General features: G+C 48.6%; 19 protein-coding genes and 1 pseudogene. 5 read left to right on the top strand and 15 right to left on the bottom strand.

What is annotated here, in order from left to right:
• Positions 1-225 precede the first annotated feature (225 nt).
• The 3 genes and pseudogenes from IY568_RS15405 (at position 226) to hemN (ending at position 5825) form a co-directional block, all read left to right on the top strand.
• Positions 226-2255, top strand: a pseudogene (locus IY568_RS15405) (methyl-accepting chemotaxis protein).
• 132 nt (positions 2256-2387) lie between these two features.
• The gene (locus tag IY568_RS15410) at positions 2388-4337 is read left to right on the top strand and encodes a methyl-accepting chemotaxis protein (protein ID WP_194868027.1); all 1950 of its coding nucleotides are present in this window, start codon (positions 2388-2390) and stop codon (positions 4335-4337) included.
• Between the two features lie 117 nt (positions 4338-4454).
• Positions 4455-5825, top strand: coding sequence for an oxygen-independent coproporphyrinogen III oxidase (gene hemN, locus IY568_RS15415; protein WP_194868028.1), 1371 nt, complete (start codon positions 4455-4457; stop codon positions 5823-5825).
• Between the two features lie 55 nt (positions 5826-5880).
• On the opposite strand, the gene IY568_RS15420 is transcribed toward hemN, so the two are convergent.
• The 12 genes from IY568_RS15420 to rpsJ all read right to left on the bottom strand — a co-directional run bounded on the left by IY568_RS15420 (position 5881) and on the right by rpsJ (position 11478).
• On the bottom strand, positions 5881-6075 hold the full coding sequence (locus IY568_RS15420) for a hypothetical protein (protein WP_125563031.1): 195 nt from the start codon (positions 6073-6075) through the stop codon (positions 5881-5883).
• Positions 6076-6512: 437 nt separating this feature from the next.
• Entirely contained in the window at positions 6513-6770 is a 258-nt protein-coding gene (gene rpsQ / locus IY568_RS15425; RefSeq protein ID WP_046004904.1) for a 30S ribosomal protein S17, read from the bottom strand.
• Entirely contained in the window at positions 6770-6961 is a 192-nt protein-coding gene (gene rpmC / locus IY568_RS15430; RefSeq protein WP_046004903.1) for a 50S ribosomal protein L29, read from the bottom strand. Before rpmC ends, rpsQ begins: the two co-directional genes overlap by 1 nt.
• Positions 6962-7375, bottom strand: coding sequence for a 50S ribosomal protein L16 (gene rplP / locus IY568_RS15435; RefSeq protein ID WP_010386169.1), 414 nt, complete (start codon positions 7373-7375; stop codon positions 6962-6964). It lies immediately after the preceding gene.
• A gap of 13 nt (positions 7376-7388) precedes the next feature.
• Positions 7389-8090 carry a 30S ribosomal protein S3 gene (rpsC, locus tag IY568_RS15440; protein ID WP_194868029.1) on the bottom strand — a complete coding sequence of 234 codons (702 nt, stop codon included), beginning with the start codon at positions 8088-8090 and terminating at the stop codon, positions 7389-7391.
• 12 nt (positions 8091-8102) lie between these two features.
• Entirely contained in the window at positions 8103-8435 is a 333-nt protein-coding gene (gene rplV / locus IY568_RS15445) for a 50S ribosomal protein L22 (RefSeq protein WP_010386167.1), read from the bottom strand.
• 12 nt (positions 8436-8447) lie between these two features.
• The gene (gene rpsS, locus IY568_RS15450) at positions 8448-8726 is read right to left on the bottom strand and encodes a 30S ribosomal protein S19 (RefSeq protein ID WP_010367084.1); all 279 of its coding nucleotides are present in this window, start codon (positions 8724-8726) and stop codon (positions 8448-8450) included.
• Between the two features lie 16 nt (positions 8727-8742).
• Positions 8743-9567 (bottom strand): 50S ribosomal protein L2, encoded by an 825-nt coding sequence (rplB, locus tag IY568_RS15455; protein ID WP_054016992.1) that lies wholly within the window; start codon positions 9565-9567, stop codon positions 8743-8745.
• Between the two features lie 17 nt (positions 9568-9584).
• The gene (rplW, locus tag IY568_RS15460) at positions 9585-9887 is read right to left on the bottom strand and encodes a 50S ribosomal protein L23 (RefSeq protein ID WP_010386165.1); all 303 of its coding nucleotides are present in this window, start codon (positions 9885-9887) and stop codon (positions 9585-9587) included.
• Entirely contained in the window at positions 9884-10486 is a 603-nt protein-coding gene (rplD, locus tag IY568_RS15465; protein WP_010386164.1) for a 50S ribosomal protein L4, read from the bottom strand. Before rplD ends, rplW begins: the two co-directional genes overlap by 4 nt.
• Positions 10487-10503: 17 nt before the next feature.
• The gene (rplC, locus tag IY568_RS15470; protein WP_010386162.1) at positions 10504-11139 is read right to left on the bottom strand and encodes a 50S ribosomal protein L3; all 636 of its coding nucleotides are present in this window, start codon (positions 11137-11139) and stop codon (positions 10504-10506) included.
• A 27-nt stretch (positions 11140-11166) separates the two neighbouring features.
• A complete protein-coding gene (rpsJ, locus tag IY568_RS15475; RefSeq protein WP_005495349.1) occupies positions 11167-11478 on the bottom strand; it encodes a 30S ribosomal protein S10 in 312 nt (103 codons plus the stop codon).
• 387 nt (positions 11479-11865) lie between these two features.
• On the opposite strand from rpsJ, the gene plsB reads away from it, so the two are divergent.
• Positions 11866-14292 (top strand): glycerol-3-phosphate 1-O-acyltransferase PlsB, encoded by a 2427-nt coding sequence (gene plsB, locus IY568_RS15480; RefSeq protein WP_138537840.1) that lies wholly within the window; start codon positions 11866-11868, stop codon positions 14290-14292.
• A gap of 33 nt (positions 14293-14325) precedes the next feature.
• On the opposite strand, the gene tesB is transcribed toward plsB, so the two are convergent.
• On the bottom strand, positions 14326-15192 hold the full coding sequence (tesB, locus tag IY568_RS15485; RefSeq protein WP_125563027.1) for an acyl-CoA thioesterase II: 867 nt from the start codon (positions 15190-15192) through the stop codon (positions 14326-14328).
• 161 nt (positions 15193-15353) lie between these two features.
• On the opposite strand from tesB, the gene IY568_RS15490 reads away from it, so the two are divergent.
• Positions 15354-15818 (top strand): EVE domain-containing protein, encoded by a 465-nt coding sequence (locus tag IY568_RS15490; protein WP_194868030.1) that lies wholly within the window; start codon positions 15354-15356, stop codon positions 15816-15818.
• Positions 15819-15844: 26 nt separating this feature from the next.
• Here the strand turns inward: IY568_RS15490 and IY568_RS15495 are convergent, their stop codons facing one another.
• Together IY568_RS15495 and IY568_RS15500 are read right to left on the bottom strand one after the other, a co-directional pair.
• A complete protein-coding gene (locus IY568_RS15495) occupies positions 15845-16039 on the bottom strand; it encodes a hypothetical protein (protein ID WP_010386157.1) in 195 nt (64 codons plus the stop codon).
• Positions 16036-17097 carry a potassium channel family protein gene (locus tag IY568_RS15500; protein ID WP_125563023.1) on the bottom strand — a complete coding sequence of 354 codons (1062 nt, stop codon included), beginning with the start codon at positions 17095-17097 and terminating at the stop codon, positions 16036-16038. The genes IY568_RS15495 and IY568_RS15500 overlap by 4 nt, the downstream gene beginning before the upstream one ends.
• Between the last annotated feature and the right edge of the window lie 102 nt (positions 17098-17199).

Consider the following 17199-nt stretch of genomic DNA (forward strand, 5'->3'; position numbering starts at 1 on the left):
CATCATGCAACAGAGCACGGTGCGCTGGCAAAAATCTGCGATGACATAGAAAGTAATAAAAACGACTGATTTATTGCTAAAAGTTAAAGTATCTGTCCCTATTGCCGATTAGGGATGTAAAGATTATTCGCCAAGTGTTATCAATCAACCGCCTTAATTTGTAGCCTTCTTGCATGAGATATGGTTTGATTGAGGCTTGCCTGGTCCCAAGAAAAAGAAAAACGCATGCTTGAAAATTTATCCCTTAGAAAAAAAATCCTCTTTTTGATTGGCGGTACCATTTCTATTTTATTGGTTGCTGCATCAGGGTATTTCGTTAACCACATTGCCCAACTTTCCCGAGAAGGCATAGAGAGAGAAGCAGAAAGTCATTTATATGCCGAAAAGCTCTCCATGGAATCCTTCTTTACGCGTTATGGTGCCATTGTAGAAACCTTCGTCACCAATCCGCATAATGTGAATTGGTTTGACGACTACACCCAGCGAGAAAAGCCGCTCAGCGCCGACCTTGGCTATCAGGAAGTCAATCAGGACTTTATCCGCATCTCAGCCAGCGATGAGAATATTCTTTCCGCTTTTATGGCATCGGCACGCACAGGTGAATACTTCAAAGAAAATGAGCGTACCTCAAACTACTCTGATGGTCGCCCTTACTACTCGTACAAGCGCCCATGGTGGCAGGATGCGCTGAGTCATGGAGGTCTGTATGTCGGTGCGGTATCTGTAGATATCAACACGGGTGCCGTCTCTGCCGTTGTTCAGCAACCTGTCTACAATGCCCAGCGCGAACTGGTTGCGGTAGGTGGCGTTGACCTGCAAATTAACAAGATCAGTGAACTGGTTGAGCAGATCCAGTTTGATGGTCAGGGTTATGGCTTCTTACTCGACCACGATTATAAAGTGGTCCATCTGTCCAAACGAACCGGGCATAAACTCTCTATTACTGATGAGGGCGCGAACGGCAAAGAAGGTCTGGAAGCGCTGGAAAGACAATTTGCAGATACCGAAGGGTTTGCTGAGCTCAATCGCGCAATGCGTTCAGAAGGCGCGGGGGCCGCGATGGTTACCCTCAAAGGCGTTGACTACTATGTGGTATTCAACAACGTCAAACTCGACAAACCAATCCTGGATTGGCATCTGGGTTTGTTGATCCCCGTCAGCCTAATTGAAGAACCTGTCAATGATGCCGTTATGAGCACAGTGACCGCTGTGATCATTATTCTAGCCATTATTGTTGCCATGATTCTATGGGCCACACAAATGATTGCAGCGCCCATCACTACACTAACCAATACCATGCGAGATATTGCCTCAGGTGAAGGCGACCTGACTCGTCGTATCGATATCAACAGTCAGGATGAAGTCGGTCAGCTGGCTCATCACATGAACACCTTTATCGACAAGCTGCGCAGTATGATGCTCGATACCGCTGCACAAGCGCAGCAACTCAGTGGTGCTGCAGCCCAATTGCAGGATGTCTCAACTAACACCAACAATGAGATCCAGCAGGAGAAAGAGCAAGTTGACAGTGTGAGCGCAGCAGTCACAGAGATGGCGGCCACGGTCACTGAGATTTCCCGCAATGCCCATGAAACAAATCGGGCAGCTGATCTGGTTCAGAGCATGACCAATGACGGTGCAGCGCGCTCGGGTCAGGCTCAGGAAGTCATGACTCAGCTTGCTGGTCACATTGGAGAGGCGGCCAAAGTGGTTGCCGGTCTGGAACAGGAAACCAGCAACATTGGTGCCGTGATTGACGTGATCAATGGCATCGCAGAGCAAACCAACCTGCTGGCACTCAACGCCGCCATTGAAGCTGCCGCGCGGGTGAGCAAGGCCGTGGCTTTGCCGTGGTAGCCGATGAAGTACGCAGCCTGGCCAGTCGTACCCAGGAGTCGACAGATGATATCCGTAATATGATCTCTCGCCTGCAACAGATCGCTCAGCAAGCTTCTGTGATGATGCAGCAGGGTCAGGAGCGTGCAGAAGGGTCAGTGGGACAAACGCAGGAAGTGCTGGATGCACTGCGTAATATCACGGAGTCGGTCAGTACGGTACAAGATCAAAGTCACCAGATTGCGACCTCAACGGAAGAACAAACGGTCGTCGCTGAGGATATCAATAATAGCCTCAATGCCATTAACGACCTGGTCAATAGCACAGCGAACCATGCACACTTGCTGGCCGATGAAGCCCGTGATCTGAATAGTCTGGCAAAAGCACTTAATAACACCGTAAATCAGTTTAAACTGTAACGTCTGAGTGGCCCGGGCTCCCGGGCCTCCTGAAAACACATTCCTCACTATTTCTGTCTTGCCAAAACTTGACTAATGCACAGTTGCAGACGATCACTTATAAGGTGACTCTTTGCGGATCAGTGCTTAATTATGTTTAAAAACCTCAAACTGGCGCAGATGCTTGCGTACTCATTTGGCGCCCTCATCGCTCTGATGACGGTGATTTCTATCTCTGCCTACCTTGGGCTGAATACCGGTTATAACAACTTCGTCGAATATCGTACATTGGCACGCAATGCCAATTTAAGCGGCCGTCTGCAGGCGAATTTACTGATGGTGCGCCTCAACGCACTCAAATACCTGAAAGAGCAGAGCACAACCAACATTAATGAATTTAACGAGCGTTTTGATTTGCTCAAGGAACTCATGGATCAGGCCCAGGCAAGTATCTCGGATACCAGTTACCAGAGCCAACTCACTAACAGTGCAAGCGACATTGAAGAATATCGGCGGGCATTCGAGCAAATTGTGCAGTTATACGCTCAACGCAATGACATAGTAACCAACCAGCTGGATGTCAAAGGCGTACAAATGCGCACCATACTCAGCGATGTGATCAACAATGCACATCAACAAAACAATAATGAAGCTTTGTTCGCAGCGGCCCGGTTGCAGGAAACGTTGTTGCTCGGCCGTTTATACGTGGTCAAATTCCTGGTGACAAACACGGACAAGGATTACCAACGCGCCATTGAAGAGTTTAGCCAACTGGCAGCCCTGCTGGACGAACAGGCCGGGGCATTTGCATGGCAACCGGTTCAGGGCATGCTTGTTGAATTCTTACAGCACAAACTCGATTACATTACCGCCGTCAAAGCTGTGAACCAGACCATATTGCAGCGTAACCAGCTCATCTCGCAAAAACTCAATGTTATTGGCCCTCAGGTGGCTAACACACTGGAAGATATTAAGCTGGATATTAAAAACCGCCAGGACGAGCTTGGCCCTCAAGCGCAAAGCACCAGTGAGCAGGCGGTGATGCTGGTAACCACAGTATCGGTGTTGGTGGTGTTCGCGGGCGCGTTCCTGAGCTGGTATGTCAGCAATTTACTGCGCGAGCCCATTGGCGGTGAGCCAAGAGAAATCGAAGCACTGGCCAAAGCCATCGCCAAAGGCGATCTCAGTTACCAATTTGCGACCACGAATACCACAGGCATATATCGGGCGATGTCCGAAATGACAACCACACTGAGGGACATAGTGAGTAAAATCAAATCTGCTACCACCACATTAAATGACACAACCGGAGCAATGATTTCAATCACTGAGAAAACCAAAAGTGAGACCGATCAACAGCAAGATCAACTGACCCAAAGTGCCACAGCGATGCAACAAATGAGTGCGACCGTACATGAGATCACGCAAAGCGCGCAACTGGCTGCCGACGCGGCTACCGAAGCTGATCAGCAATCCCAGACCGGGATCCAGGTGGTACAAACGTCTCGTGAAGCCATGAGTGAACTGGTGGGCAGTATTCAACAAGTCAGTGAGGCCATTACCCAGTTAGAAAACGAGACGGAGTCGGTCGGCTCCATTTTGGATGTGATCCGCAGTATTGCAGACCAAACCAATCTGCTGGCACTCAACGCGGCGATCGAAGCCGCGCGGGCTGGCGAGCAAGGCCGGGGCTTTGCCGTGGTGGCTGATGAAGTACGCAGCCTGGCCAGCCGTACGCAGCAAAGTACCGAAGAGATCCAGGCGATGATCTCGCGCTTACAAAACGAGGCCAAACGCTCAGTAGAGCATATGCAACGTAATGTCGACCATGCGGAGAACTCCGCGGAGCAAACCGAACACGCCGGCGCAACGTTACAAGCAATTTGCGGCTCAATCAGCACCATTCGCGAAATGAATTTACAAATTGCCAGCGCATCAGAGGAGCAGAATACGGTCTCAATGCAAATATCTGAAAGTGTCACCCATGTCAGTGAGAGTGCCGCGGAAACAGCGCAAGGGGCACAGCAAGTATCCCAGGACGCCAAAGCATTGAGCCACATTGCCCGTGAACTGAACACCCTGGTGGACCAATTTAGGCTGTAGGGCCCGACAAGATGGGGCAGTGAGCGTCATCACCTGCCCTTCCTTTTGCTTTAGATCAACGCCTCAAAGCACAACTTTGCTTACACTAGCATTCTCAATAATAAAGAGAGTGCGATCGTGATTAAATTACCTCAGTGGGATGACTCCCTCATCAACAAATACAATATCTCAGGCCCCAGATATACCTCTTATCCAACAGCCCTATCACTTGAATCAGGTTATACTCAGGCCGATCTGGTTGATGCCATCGCACACTCCGACACCCGTGCACTGTCGCTGTATATTCATATTCCATTCTGTCACCAGCTTTGCTATTACTGTGGCTGTAATAAGATTATTACCCGACATCAGTCCAAGGCCGACGTATACCTCGACCATCTGGAATTGGAGATAGCCGCTCAGGCACCGCTGTTTAAAGCTTATCAGGTTGAGCAATTGCACCTAGGAGGCGGCACCCCCACCTTTCTAACCACAGCGCAAATGACACGCCTGGTCACCATGCTGGAGCAGCACTTCACCTTCACACCAACTGCCCAGCGCGGCATTGAAATCGACCCCAGATCACTGGCCGAAGACATGCTGCCAGCGCTTGAAAAGCTCGGCTTTAATCGGGTGTCATTCGGGGTGCAGGATTTTAATGATCAGGTACAGGCAGCAGTAAATCGACCGCAACAGATTGCAGAAGTGCTGTCGCTCTTAAAACAAGCCCGCGAGCTGGGCTTTAAATCCATTAATATGGACATGATTTACGGCCTGCCTCATCAGAGCGTTGAGTCCTATCGCGATACCATAGCGCAGCTCATTGAGTTGGGCCCTGATCGGGTTTCGGTGTTTAACTATGCCCATCTGCCGGACAGATTCGCCGCCCAGCGCAAGCTGAAAGAGGCCGATATGCCCAACGCCAAAGAAAAGCTCGCGATCTTTAAGCAAACACTGACACAGATGAGCGATGCCGGTTACCAGTTTATCGGTATGGACCATTTTGCCAAAACCGATGACGAGCTGGCTGTGGCACAGCGACATAATCATCTGCACCGAAACTTCCAGGGCTATACCACCCATGGTAACTGCGACTTGCTCGGCCTCGGCGTGTCGTCTATTTCACAGATCGGTAATGCCATTTTACAAAATGAAAAAGACCTGAAGCCCTACTACCAGGCCGTCACTGAGCGCCGTAGCGCTATTCATAAAGGCGTTAAGCTCACCCGTGATGATGAAATTCGCGCCGCCGCGATCAAGCAGCTTATTTGCCACTTCGAGCTCGACAAAACTACCTTTGCCGCTGAGCATGGCCTCAACTTTGACGACTACTTTGCCGATGCGCTGACGGCACTTAAACCTCTGGCTGAAGATGGTCTGGTGGACCTCACCAAGCAACGTATTGAAGTCACAGCTAAGGGGAACCTGTTTATCCGCATCATCTGCATGTGCTTTGATGCCTATCTGCAACAACAGATCAAAAACACCCGCTTTTCACGGGTGATTTAAGGACTTACAAAAAGGGAAGCACCTCATACGTACAATCCGTTTAGTGGTGCTTCAATTAACAACCATGAACCTCAGGATCGGAAATAAAACAGAAGTGATCACAGGAGTTATTGGTTCGACAACCGCGCGTCCCAACTGGTAAACAAGCTAGCAGTGAGCCACCCGCAACTTTTGGGGTCATATCAACAGGCATTGTGGTTGTGCTTGGCGATAACGCCTTCATCGGCTTTTTGTTGAGTTTCAATTTCATTGGATTTTCCTTAATAACAAAGTGAATTGCACCACCGAGCATAGTTCAAAAAACGACCAACCTCAATACCTTGATTTAGCAACGTAACACGCATCGCTGCAGTACCTCTGTAAGAATACCCCCAGGAATGGCGCACATTCACGGATAGTCATTCTATTCAGACGACCCCTAAAATAACCTGATCGCCCTAAACGCAAAAGCCCCGACCAAAAGGCCGGGGCTTTCAAGACAAACTTAATTAATAAAAATTAAGCTTTCTTAGGACGAACCAGAACGTCTACCAAAGTCCAAGATGTTTTCTTAGGGGGTTTTGGTGGTGACGCACATTCACGGATAGTCATTCTATTCAGACGACCCCCAAAATAACCTGACCGCCCCAAACGCAAAAGCCCCGACCAAAAGGCCGGGGCTTTCAAGACAAACTTAATTAATAAAAATTAAGCTTTCTTAGGACGAACCAGAACGTCTACCAAAGTCCAAGATTTTTTCTTAGAGATCGGTGCACATTCACGGATAGTCACAGTATCACCTGCTTGCGCAGTGTTGCTCTCATCGTGTGCGTGCAACTTAGTTGTACGCTTGATGAATTTACCGTAGATCGGGTGCTTAACCTGACGCTCGATAGCAACAACGATTGACTTGTCCATTTTGTCGCTAACTACACGACCTTGAAGAGTACGAGTATTATCGCTCATTATGAACCTGCCTTCTGGTTGATAACTGTTTTAACACGCGCAATATTGCGACGTACTTTTTTCAGCTCGTGAGTTTGAGCCAGCTGACCAGTGCTCGCTTGCATGCGCAGATTGAACTGCTCACGCAGAAGCTCTAGAAGTTCAGCATTTAGCTCTTCTACGCTTTTGTCTTTAAGTTCGCTAGCTTTCATTTACATTACCGTCCGAGTTACAAAAGTGGTTTTGAAAGGTAATTTACGAGCAGCTAGGTTGAATGCTTCGCGAGCAAGCTCTTCCGGCACACCTTCCATCTCGTAAAGTACTTTACCAGGCTGAATTTCAGCAACCCAGTATTCAACAGAACCTTTACCTTTACCCATACGAACTTCAAGCGGCTTTTCTGTAATTGGCTTATCTGGGAACACACGGATCCAGATTTTACCTTGACGCTTTACGTGACGTGTCATAGCACGACGAGCTGCTTCGATTTGACGAGCAGTCATACGGCCACGGCCAGTCGCTTTCAAGCCGAAAGAACCGAAGCTAACTTTATTACCGCTAGTTGCAAGACCACGGTTGCGGCCTTTGTGCACTTTACGGAATTTTGTACGTTTTGGCTGTAACATTAGTCGCTACCTCTTACTTAGCACTTTTTTTAGCTTTCTTCGGAGCGCGCTTGGCTGGCTTCTCAGCTTCTTGTTTCAGTGGAAGACCACCGATAACTTCGCCTTTGAAGATCCAAACTTTAACACCGATGATACCGTAAGTGGTCAAAGCTTCAGAAGTTGCGTAGTCGATGTCAGCACGTAGAGTGTGTAGAGGTACACGACCTTCACGATACCACTCAGAACGTGCGATTTCAGCACCGCCTAGACGGCCGCTAACTTCAACTTTGATACCCTTTGCACCCAGACGCATTGCGTTCTGTACCGCGCGCTTCATAGCACGACGGAACATAACACGACGCTCTAGCTGTGAAGAGATACCGTCAGCAACTAGTTTTGCATCAAGCTCTGGCTTACGTACTTCTGCAATGTTGATTTGTGCAGGTACACCAGCAAGCTTAGTTACAGCGTGGCGAAGCTTTTCAACATCTTCACCTTTTTTACCGATAACAACACCAGGACGAGCTGTGTGAATTGTTACACGGATAGATTTAGCTGGACGCTCAATAACGATTTTAGACACAGAAGCGTTTTTCAATTCCTTAGTAAGGTATTGACGCACTTTGTGATCACCAAAAAGCTGCTCAGAGAAATCTTTTGAATTCGCGTACCAGGTAGAAACCCAAGGTTTAGAGATACCTAGGCGAATACCAGTAGGATGAACTTTTTGTCCCATTACTTATATCTCCTAGCTATCTGAAACCACAACAGTGATGTGGCTTGAACGCTTAAGGATGCGGTCTGCGCGTCCTTTAGCACGTGGCATAATACGTTTCATTGTAGGACCTTCGTCTACAAATACTTTAGCCACTTTAAGCTCATCAATGTCAGCACCTTCGTTGTGCTCCGCGTTAGCGATAGCAGACTCAAGTACTTTCTTAACTAATACAGCCGCTTTCTTTGGGCTGTACGCTAGGATTTCTAGCGCGCGATCAACCGGTAGTCCGCGGATCTGATCTGCAACTAGACGTGCTTTTTGCGCCGAACCAGAGGCGAATTTGTGTTTAGCTAATGCTTCCATCATACCCTCCGATTAACGCTTTTTAGCTTTCTTATCCGCAGCGTGACCGCGGTAAGTACGTGTAGGTGCAAATTCACCTAGTTTGTGACCGATCATTTCGTCTGTAACGAATACAGGTACGTGCTGACGACCATTATGGACAGCGATGGTCAATCCGATCATGTTAGGGATGATCATTGAACGACGGCTCCAAGTCTTTATAGGCTTCTTGTCACCGCTTTCCAACGCCTTCTCTACCTTCTTCAGCAAGTGTAGGTCAATGAATGGACCCTTCTTGAGAGAACGTGGCATGGCAATTCCTCAACTATTACTTAGTACGACGACGTACGATAAATTTATCAGTACGCTTGTTCTTACGTGTCTTAGCACCTTTAGTCGGCTTACCCCATGGAGACACAGGGTGACGACCACCAGATGTACGACCTTCACCACCACCGTGTGGGTGGTCTACCGGGTTCATGGCAACACCACGAACAGTAGGACGAACACCACGCCAGCGAGTTGCACCAGCTTTACCTAGTGAACGTAGCATGTGTTCAGCGTTACCTACTTCACCGATAGTTGCGCGACAATCCGCTTCAACTTTACGCATTTCGCCTGAACGTAGACGTAGAGTCACGTACTGGCCTTCACGCGCTAGGATCTGTACATATGCACCAGCAGAACGGGCAATCTGAGCACCTTTACCAGGCTTAAGCTCAACATTGTGTACCGTTGTACCTACTGGGATGTTACGCATAGGCATTGCGTTACCAGCTTTGATTGGCGCATCAACACCAGACTGGATTGCATCACCCGCTTGAACACCTTTAGGTGCGATGATGTAACGACGCTCACCGTCTGCATATAATACAAGAGCGATGTTTGCGCTACGGTTAGGATCGTACTCTAGACGCTCAACTTTAGCTGGGATGCCATCTTTGGTGCGTTTAAAGTCGATTAAACGGTAGTGTTGCTTGTGACCACCACCGATGTGACGAACCGTGATACGACCGTTGTTGTTACGACCACCTGATTTAGAGTTCTTCTCTAATAGCGGAGCGTAAGGCTTACCCTTGTGCAGATCAGGGTTAACCACTTTAACGACGTGACGACGACCCGCAGAAGTTGGTTTACACTTTTGAAGTGCCATAATTCTAACTCCCCTTATTACTCGGCGCCGCCGACAAAGTCTAGCTCGCTGCCTTCTTTAAGAGTAACGTAGGCTTTCTTCCAGTCTGAACGACGGCCGAAACGCATGCCTGTACGCTTAGTTTTACCCTTAACATTTAGCGTGCGAACACCAGTTACTTCTACTTCGAAAAGCTTCTCAACAGCAGCTTTGATTTCTGCTTTGTTTGCATCTTTAACTACTTTGAAAACAATCGTGTTGTTCTCTTCAGCAGACACAGTGCTTTTCTCAGAGATGTGTGGAGCAAGGATTACTTTTAAAAGACGTTCTTCACGGATCATGCTAGCGCCTCCTCAAGTTGCTTAACAGCAGCAGCAGTAATCAGTACCTTATCGAAAGCGATTAGGCTTACTGGGTCGATGCCAGCTACATCACGCGTATCAACCTTGTACAGGTTACGTGCAGAAAGGAATAGATTCTCATCTACTTCTTCAGTCACGATTAATACGTCTTTAAGCTCAAGCTCTTTCAGCTTAGCTACTAGTTCTTTAGTCTTTGGTGCTTCTAGACCAAATTCTTCAACAACTACTAGACGATCTTGACGAACAAGCTCAGAAAGAATGCTCTTGATCGCACCGCGATACATCTTACGGTTAACTTTTTGGCTGTGATCTTGCGGCTTAGCTGCAAAGCTCACACCACCGCTGCGCCAGATTGGGCTGCGGATTGTACCAGCACGTGCACGGCCAGTACCTTTTTGGCGGAATGGTTTTTTACCACCACCAGCAACTTCAGAACGTGTCTTCTGAGCTTTAGTACCCTGACGAGCACCTGCTGCGAAAGCAACAACTACTTGGTGTACTAATGCTTCGTTAAACTCACGTCCAAAAGTAGCTTCGGAAACTTCAAGCGCACCAGCGCCTTTAATTGCTAATTCCATCACTAAATCTCCAGGACTTAAGCTTTAACAGCTGGTTTAACGATAACGTCGCCGCCGATAGCGCCAGGTACTGCACCTTTAACTAAAAGCAGATTACGCTCAGCGTCAACACGTACTAGCTCTAGGTTCTGAGTAGTTGTTTGCACATTACCCATTTGACCAGCCATTTTCTTACCTTTAAACACCTTACCAGGTGATTGGTTTTGACCGATTGAACCAGGAGCACGGTGAGATAGAGAGTTACCGTGAGTAGCGTCTTGTGTGCTGAAATTCCAGCGCTTAACACCACCTTGGAAACCTTTACCTTTTGAAGTACCAGTAACGTCTACTTTGTTTACTTCGTTGAATAGCTCAACAGTAAGCTCAGCACCTACTTCAAACTCACCTTCACCGCCGTTAAGACGGAATTCCCACAGGCCACGACCCGCTTCAACACCAGCTTTAGCGAAGTGACCCGCTTCTGGTTTGTTTACACGGCTTGCTTTTTTCTCGCCTGCAGTAACTTGAAGCGCGTCATAACCGTCTGTTGCGTCAGATTTGATCTGAGTAACACGGTTAGGAGTCGCTTCGATAACTGTCACAGGGATAGATACACCATCTTCAGTGAAGATGCGTGTCATACCCACTTTACGACCGACTAGACCTAATGCCATTTTCCTAAAACCTCTCTAATCTTTCGATTAACCCAGGCTGATTTGAACATCAACACCAGCAGCAAGGTCTAGGCGCATTAGAGCGTCTACAGTCTTGTCAGTTGGTTCTACGATGTCGATCAGACGTTTGTGGGTGCGGATTTCATACTGATCACGCGCGTCTTTATTTACGTGCGGAGAGATCAATACAGTGAAACGTTCAAAGCGAGTAGGAAGTGGGATTGGACCACGTACCTGAGCGCCAGTGCGTTTCGCAGTTTCCACGATTTCCGCCGTTGATTGGTCAATCAAACGGTGGTCAAAAGCTTTTAGGCGAATACGAATGCGTTGATTTGACATTCTTAAACCTCAATTAAAAGAGCATTTAAAAAGAGCATAAAAAAACCCCCGAGGCCATCTCAAAATATAAGAGGTCGGTTGTTCTTCTATTTCTACCATTGAACTCCAAATCGGAGTTCCTGTTTACGTGCCTGAAATCCAGGCCTATGTATGACTTTCGTGTGACGAATCACAGAAAGTTTGAGCATTATAATGAGACTGGCGATAAATGCAACAATTATTGCAAAATTATTTGTCGTATGGCTCGTCCTCACTGTAAGTGGCACAAGGCGTCTATACTTTATACAAAGGATTGCATACACCGTCCTTGTCATTGTACTGACACAAATGGTCAGTCCAGTTAAAGCCTGATATTCTATACAGCAAAAATACGAATCTGGTACTGCTATGCGCTTACTTTCTCAGGGGCTCAACCGAGTGGCCCAATGGACCAACTGTTTATTGGTCAGAAGCAAACTGTTGCCGGCCGACCCCGTGTCGCAGTTCAACCTGGACCCGAGCCTGCCCACCTTTTATGTAGCCCGACTCAATTCACGGGCTGATCTGGCTGCACTCAACGCGGTGTGTAAGAAACTGGGATTGCCAAGCCCGATGCAGGATCAGGTTTTAGGGAATAAAACACTGCCGCGCTTTATTGGCATCAAAAACCCGACTCCCCTGCTGAGCAAAACAGCAGGACCGAGCCCCGCAATTGATCAAGGTAAAGCGATTTTCTCTGCCTTGCGTGCTCACCCGGACATCAAAGCACAAGTGGTCCCGGTGACTGTACTGTGGGGCCGTAATCCTGGTAAAGAAAAGCCGGGTATAGGCACCTTATTCAGCCACTCACTGACCCCCAGCTGGTTACGCAAGGCTATGGTTGTGCTGTTTTCTGGTCGCGATAACCTGGTGCGTTTCTCTGCCCCCATCGCCCTGGATCAGCTCATGACAGACAAAGCCGATGTAGACGAGTTACCTCATAAACTACTCCGCGTGGCTCGGGTGCACTTTCATCGCCAGAAGCTGGCTGCAACCGGACCCAGATTACCGTCGCGTGAAGCTCTGTTCAATTCCCTGCTGGCTGCCCCCACAGTCAAACGCGCCATCGCTGATGAAGCCAAGTCGAAAGGGCTGAGCCATGACGAAGCACGCCTGAAAGCGCTGGAGTTACTGGAAGAAGTTGCTGCCAACTACTCTGAAGCTATGGTTCGCGTGGGCGATCGCGTACTGACCTGGCTGTGGAATAAACTCTATAACGGCATCGAAGTAAAAAATGCCGAGCGCGTACATGACCTGGCTGATAAAGGCCACGAAATCATCTATGTGCCCTGCCATCGCAGCCACATGGATTACCTGTTACTGACCTACGTGATTTATCATCAGGGTCTGGTACCACCACATATTGCAGCGGGGGTGAACCTGAACTTCTTCCCGGCCGGTGGCATTTTCCGGCGCTGTGGCGCATTCTTTATTCGCCGCTCTTTTGCCGGTAACAAACTCTACTCGACAATTTTTAAAGAGTATCTGACTCAGCTGTTCATCAAAGGCTATTCAGTCAAGTTTTACACTGAAGGTGGCCGCAGTCGCACAGGACGCTTGTTGCCGCCCAAAACGGGGATGTTGGCCATGACCATGCAATCTATGTTGCGCGGTATCGATCGACCTATCTCCATCGTCCCGGTCTACATTGGCTATGAGCATGTCATGGAGATCAACACCTACCTCAAAGAGCTGGCCGGTAACAGTAAAAAGAATGAATCCGTTGCTGGGGTCTTTAAGGCCATTAAAAACCTCAAAAACTATGGACGTGGCTATCTGAACTTCGGTGACCCTATTCACCTCAATCAATACCTCAATGAACACCAGGCTGACTGGCGCGACGCCATCGGCCAGGGTGAGGGCGCCAAACCTCAGTGGCTTAATGGTCAGGTGGCTCAGGTGGCAGATCGGATCATGACCAACATCAATGCCAGTGCGGCACTGAACTCCATCAACCTGCTGGCCATGGTGCTGCTGTGTAATGAGCAGTTTGCGCTGAGCCGACAAAAACTGCTGACACAAATGCGCTTTTATCTCACCTTGCAAAATCAGGCGCGCTATGATGCCAATGTCACGGCGCCAGATGAAGATGCCGAGGCACTGTTAAATCACGCGCTTAAGCTGGATAAGTTCGATGTGCTGGCAGATGAACTGGGTGAGATCATCACGATTAAGGAAAAAGAGCGTACCCTGTTTAACTATTACCGCAACAATATTTTGCATTTGTTCGCTGTCCCGAGCGTTATTGCGCAAATACTATTTAACCGCTACAGCGTCACGGTCACGGAGTGTCAGGCCCACCTGGGTACTTTATATCCGTTGTTTGCCAAAGAATGGTTTATGCATGAACTGCGTGAAGACTATATTGAGGACGTATTAAACTGCTTCGCTCAGGAGGGCCTAATTGACTTTGATGGTCACCTGGCAACCGTCGTAAAAGACAACAAGGCGCTGGCACAGTTAGAGATGCTGGGTAAAGTGATCCACCTAACGCTGGAACGCTATGCCATCAGTGTCAGCTTGTTATTACGTGATCAAGGCATTGCCCGCACCACACTGGAGAATGAAAGTGACGTATTGGCTAAGCGGCTTGGTACCTTACACGGCATTAAGAGCCCAGAGTTCTTTGATAAGAAGGTACAAACTAACCTGATCAGCGTATTACAGACGCAAGGCTTTATCAGTATTTCTGAACAACAGACCATCACTGCGATGCCAACACTCAGTACTTTGTCTGATCACCTCAATGATTTACTGCCAGCGAGGATCTGGCAGTCTATCCGCGATACCTTATAGAAGACGTTACACTATAAAGGTACCATCATAGCGTCAGCGCGCTTCGCGCTGACGCATCACTCCTTCCTGAATAGTAGATGCCACTAATTCGCCCTGACGGTTAAAGAACTGGCCCCTGACCAGTCCACGACCATTGCTGGCACTGGGGCTGTCAACGCTATAAAGCAACCACTCATCCATTCTAAATGGACGATGGAACCACATCGCATGATCTATGGTCGCGACCTGCATGTTTTTTTGCATAAAGGACACCCCATGCGGCTGCAACGCCGTGGGCAGGAACTCAAAATCCGACGCATAGGCCAGCAAGTAGTTGTGAATGCGGCGATCGTCAGGCATGGCCCCATTGGCCTTAAACCAGACATGGCGTGTGGGTTCCATCACCTCGGGCTGAAACGGGTTATGAAACTCCACCGGACGCATTTCGATGGGCATAGGCTGCGTAAATTTGGCGCGTAGCGGCTCAGGAATTAAGTCTGCTTTATCCTGATAAAACTCCAGCGATGATCGCAATGCTTCCGGACCCGGAACTTCCGGCATCTCTGACTGGTGGGATAAACCAGGTTCATCCCCCTGAAAAGACGCGGTCATGTAAAAAATGGGTTTACCGTACTGAATAGCACTGACCCTGCGGGTACTAAAACTACGGCCATCACGGATATTCTCAACATCGTACACAATCGGTTTAGCCGCGTCGCCGGGGCGTAAAAAGTACGAGTGCAGCGAATGCACGTAGCGCCCTTCTGGCAAAGTGTATTTGGCAGCGGAGAGTGCCTGGCCCATTACCTGGCCGCCAAACACCTGCGGAAAGCCCAAATCCTGGCTCTGGCCCCGATAAATCCCTTGTTCGATTTCTTCAAGCTGAAGTAGCTCCAGCAACCCCTGTAATGCCTGACTCATTGCACACCTCTTACACTGCATAGCTAATCCTGTAATTATACACTATTGTGCAAGTAAAGAGAGGCATAGCTCTTTAAATCAGGTGCTTAACCCAGGCACGTAGCAGGCCGGACAAGAGTGCGATACACTGTGTATCGGCTTTTTCTGACAAGGTAACTGACATGGCATACTGGTTATTTAAAACCGAACCCGACGCATTTTCCATCGACGATTTACATCAGGCACCACAGCAAAGTACGTTTTGGGAAGGAATCCGTAATTATCAGGCCCGTAACTTTCTGCGCGATGATGTACAAGTGGGCGATCAAGTCTTTATTTACCACTCAAGCTGCAAAACCCCCGCTGTAGTCGGCATCGCCACTATCACCAAAGGGGCAGAGACAGATCCCCATCAGTTTGATCTGAGCAGTGATTATTATGATGCCAAGTCCAGTACAGACAACCCACGCTGGGTAGGCGTCACCTTATGCTACCAACAGCATTTGCCGCGACCTGTGACACTCAAAGCCATTAAAGCGGATGATGCCATCACAGAGCTGGCGCTAAAAAAGGCCGGTCGTCTGTCCATTATGCCTGTGACCGACGCTGAGTGGACGTACATCTGCCAGCTCGGTGGCACTGAGTAACAGTGCCGGACGAGGAAACAGATATATTAACGCTTTTTCTGCTTTCCTCCTTTGGGGATCATAGAAAAGTACAAGATCAGCGCCAGCCAGGAAAACAGCAAAGTGCCGATCAGCCAGCCATTTTTCTCATGACCCCGAGTGCGTTTGCTGCCAGCAACCAGTCCTATCGGCAGCAAATACAAGCACAAGGCCCCCATCAATAGCAACAATTGATCTGTCATACTCGCTCCCAGTTCACTTCACTGTGAAGTACGCGTTGTGGTGCAATATAATGCAACACATCGCCCCCCTGCAGTGCGTAATCCAACGGTGGGTTTAGATCCATATCACGACCACTGAGGTCACGTGCCACCCCCAGTAAAATCGCATTATGATGCGTTTTGAAATACATAAAGAGCTGACCAAACGTCAACGCTGTTAATGACTTCGGCAGCTGCAAACTAAATTGCGTGTCGCCATGCAGGGTGGAGAGCAGCTCTTCCTGAATACGACTTGATCCCGGGTCCTGCATCGAACGCACCAGAATCTCTGCTGACATCGCCGTCGAACACTCCACATTGCGACAATGCTGGCGTAATAACTGGGCCTTGGTTTCATCATTAAAATGAGCACTGATGTGCGCAGCCGTTTTCACCATCGGACTGAGTTTTAGCGCAGTCGTAAAGGTTTGATCATCGTCCTGACCATCAACAATGATTTTATCCGCATAGGCTAACCCAGTGCGCACCAACTGCTGATCATCGGTAAAGCTCAACAAACGCACAAAATCCACCTCGGAAAAACGCAGCAACGGGTGTTCCATTTCGTCACACACAGCCAACACAATACGCCGCTCGATGCGTTTATTGTCGGCCAGAATATACTCAATCATGCGCTCAGTGCGTGTCGCATGCCAGCCAAAAATGATGATATGATCGCTCAGATGTGAATAGTCTTTGTCGCCCTTCATTGCTCTTTTTACCCAAATTGTAATTAGTTGCCCAACTTTGCCCAGCAAAATGCCAAACAACGCCAGACCCAACGGGATTTGAAATAAGGCCACAACCCAGCGTCCCAGGTCGGTCGTGGCACTAAAATCACCATAACCCACTGTCGATGTGGTCACGACGTAATAATAGATATAGGTGCTGACAGGCAATAATGCGTGCTCCTGTGCCAGCCAGAGCAATGCCCAGGTCACGCACATATGCAACACAGTCGCCAGTCCAATCAGTGGCCAACTGGCCTGATCAATGTGCGTCTGTAATACCAACAACAAACGCTTAAATAGCAAAGGCATTGTCATTCCTATATTGCAAGTCTCTGATTTACCATACTGAATAATCAGGATTATGCAACTGAGATAACCCTCTGTGTGGCACTTGCCGAACGCCATTGTTTG

Source organism: Pseudoalteromonas sp. PPB1 (assembly GCF_015356275.1).
Classification (GTDB): Bacteria; Pseudomonadota; Gammaproteobacteria; order Enterobacterales; family Alteromonadaceae; genus Pseudoalteromonas; species Pseudoalteromonas rubra_D.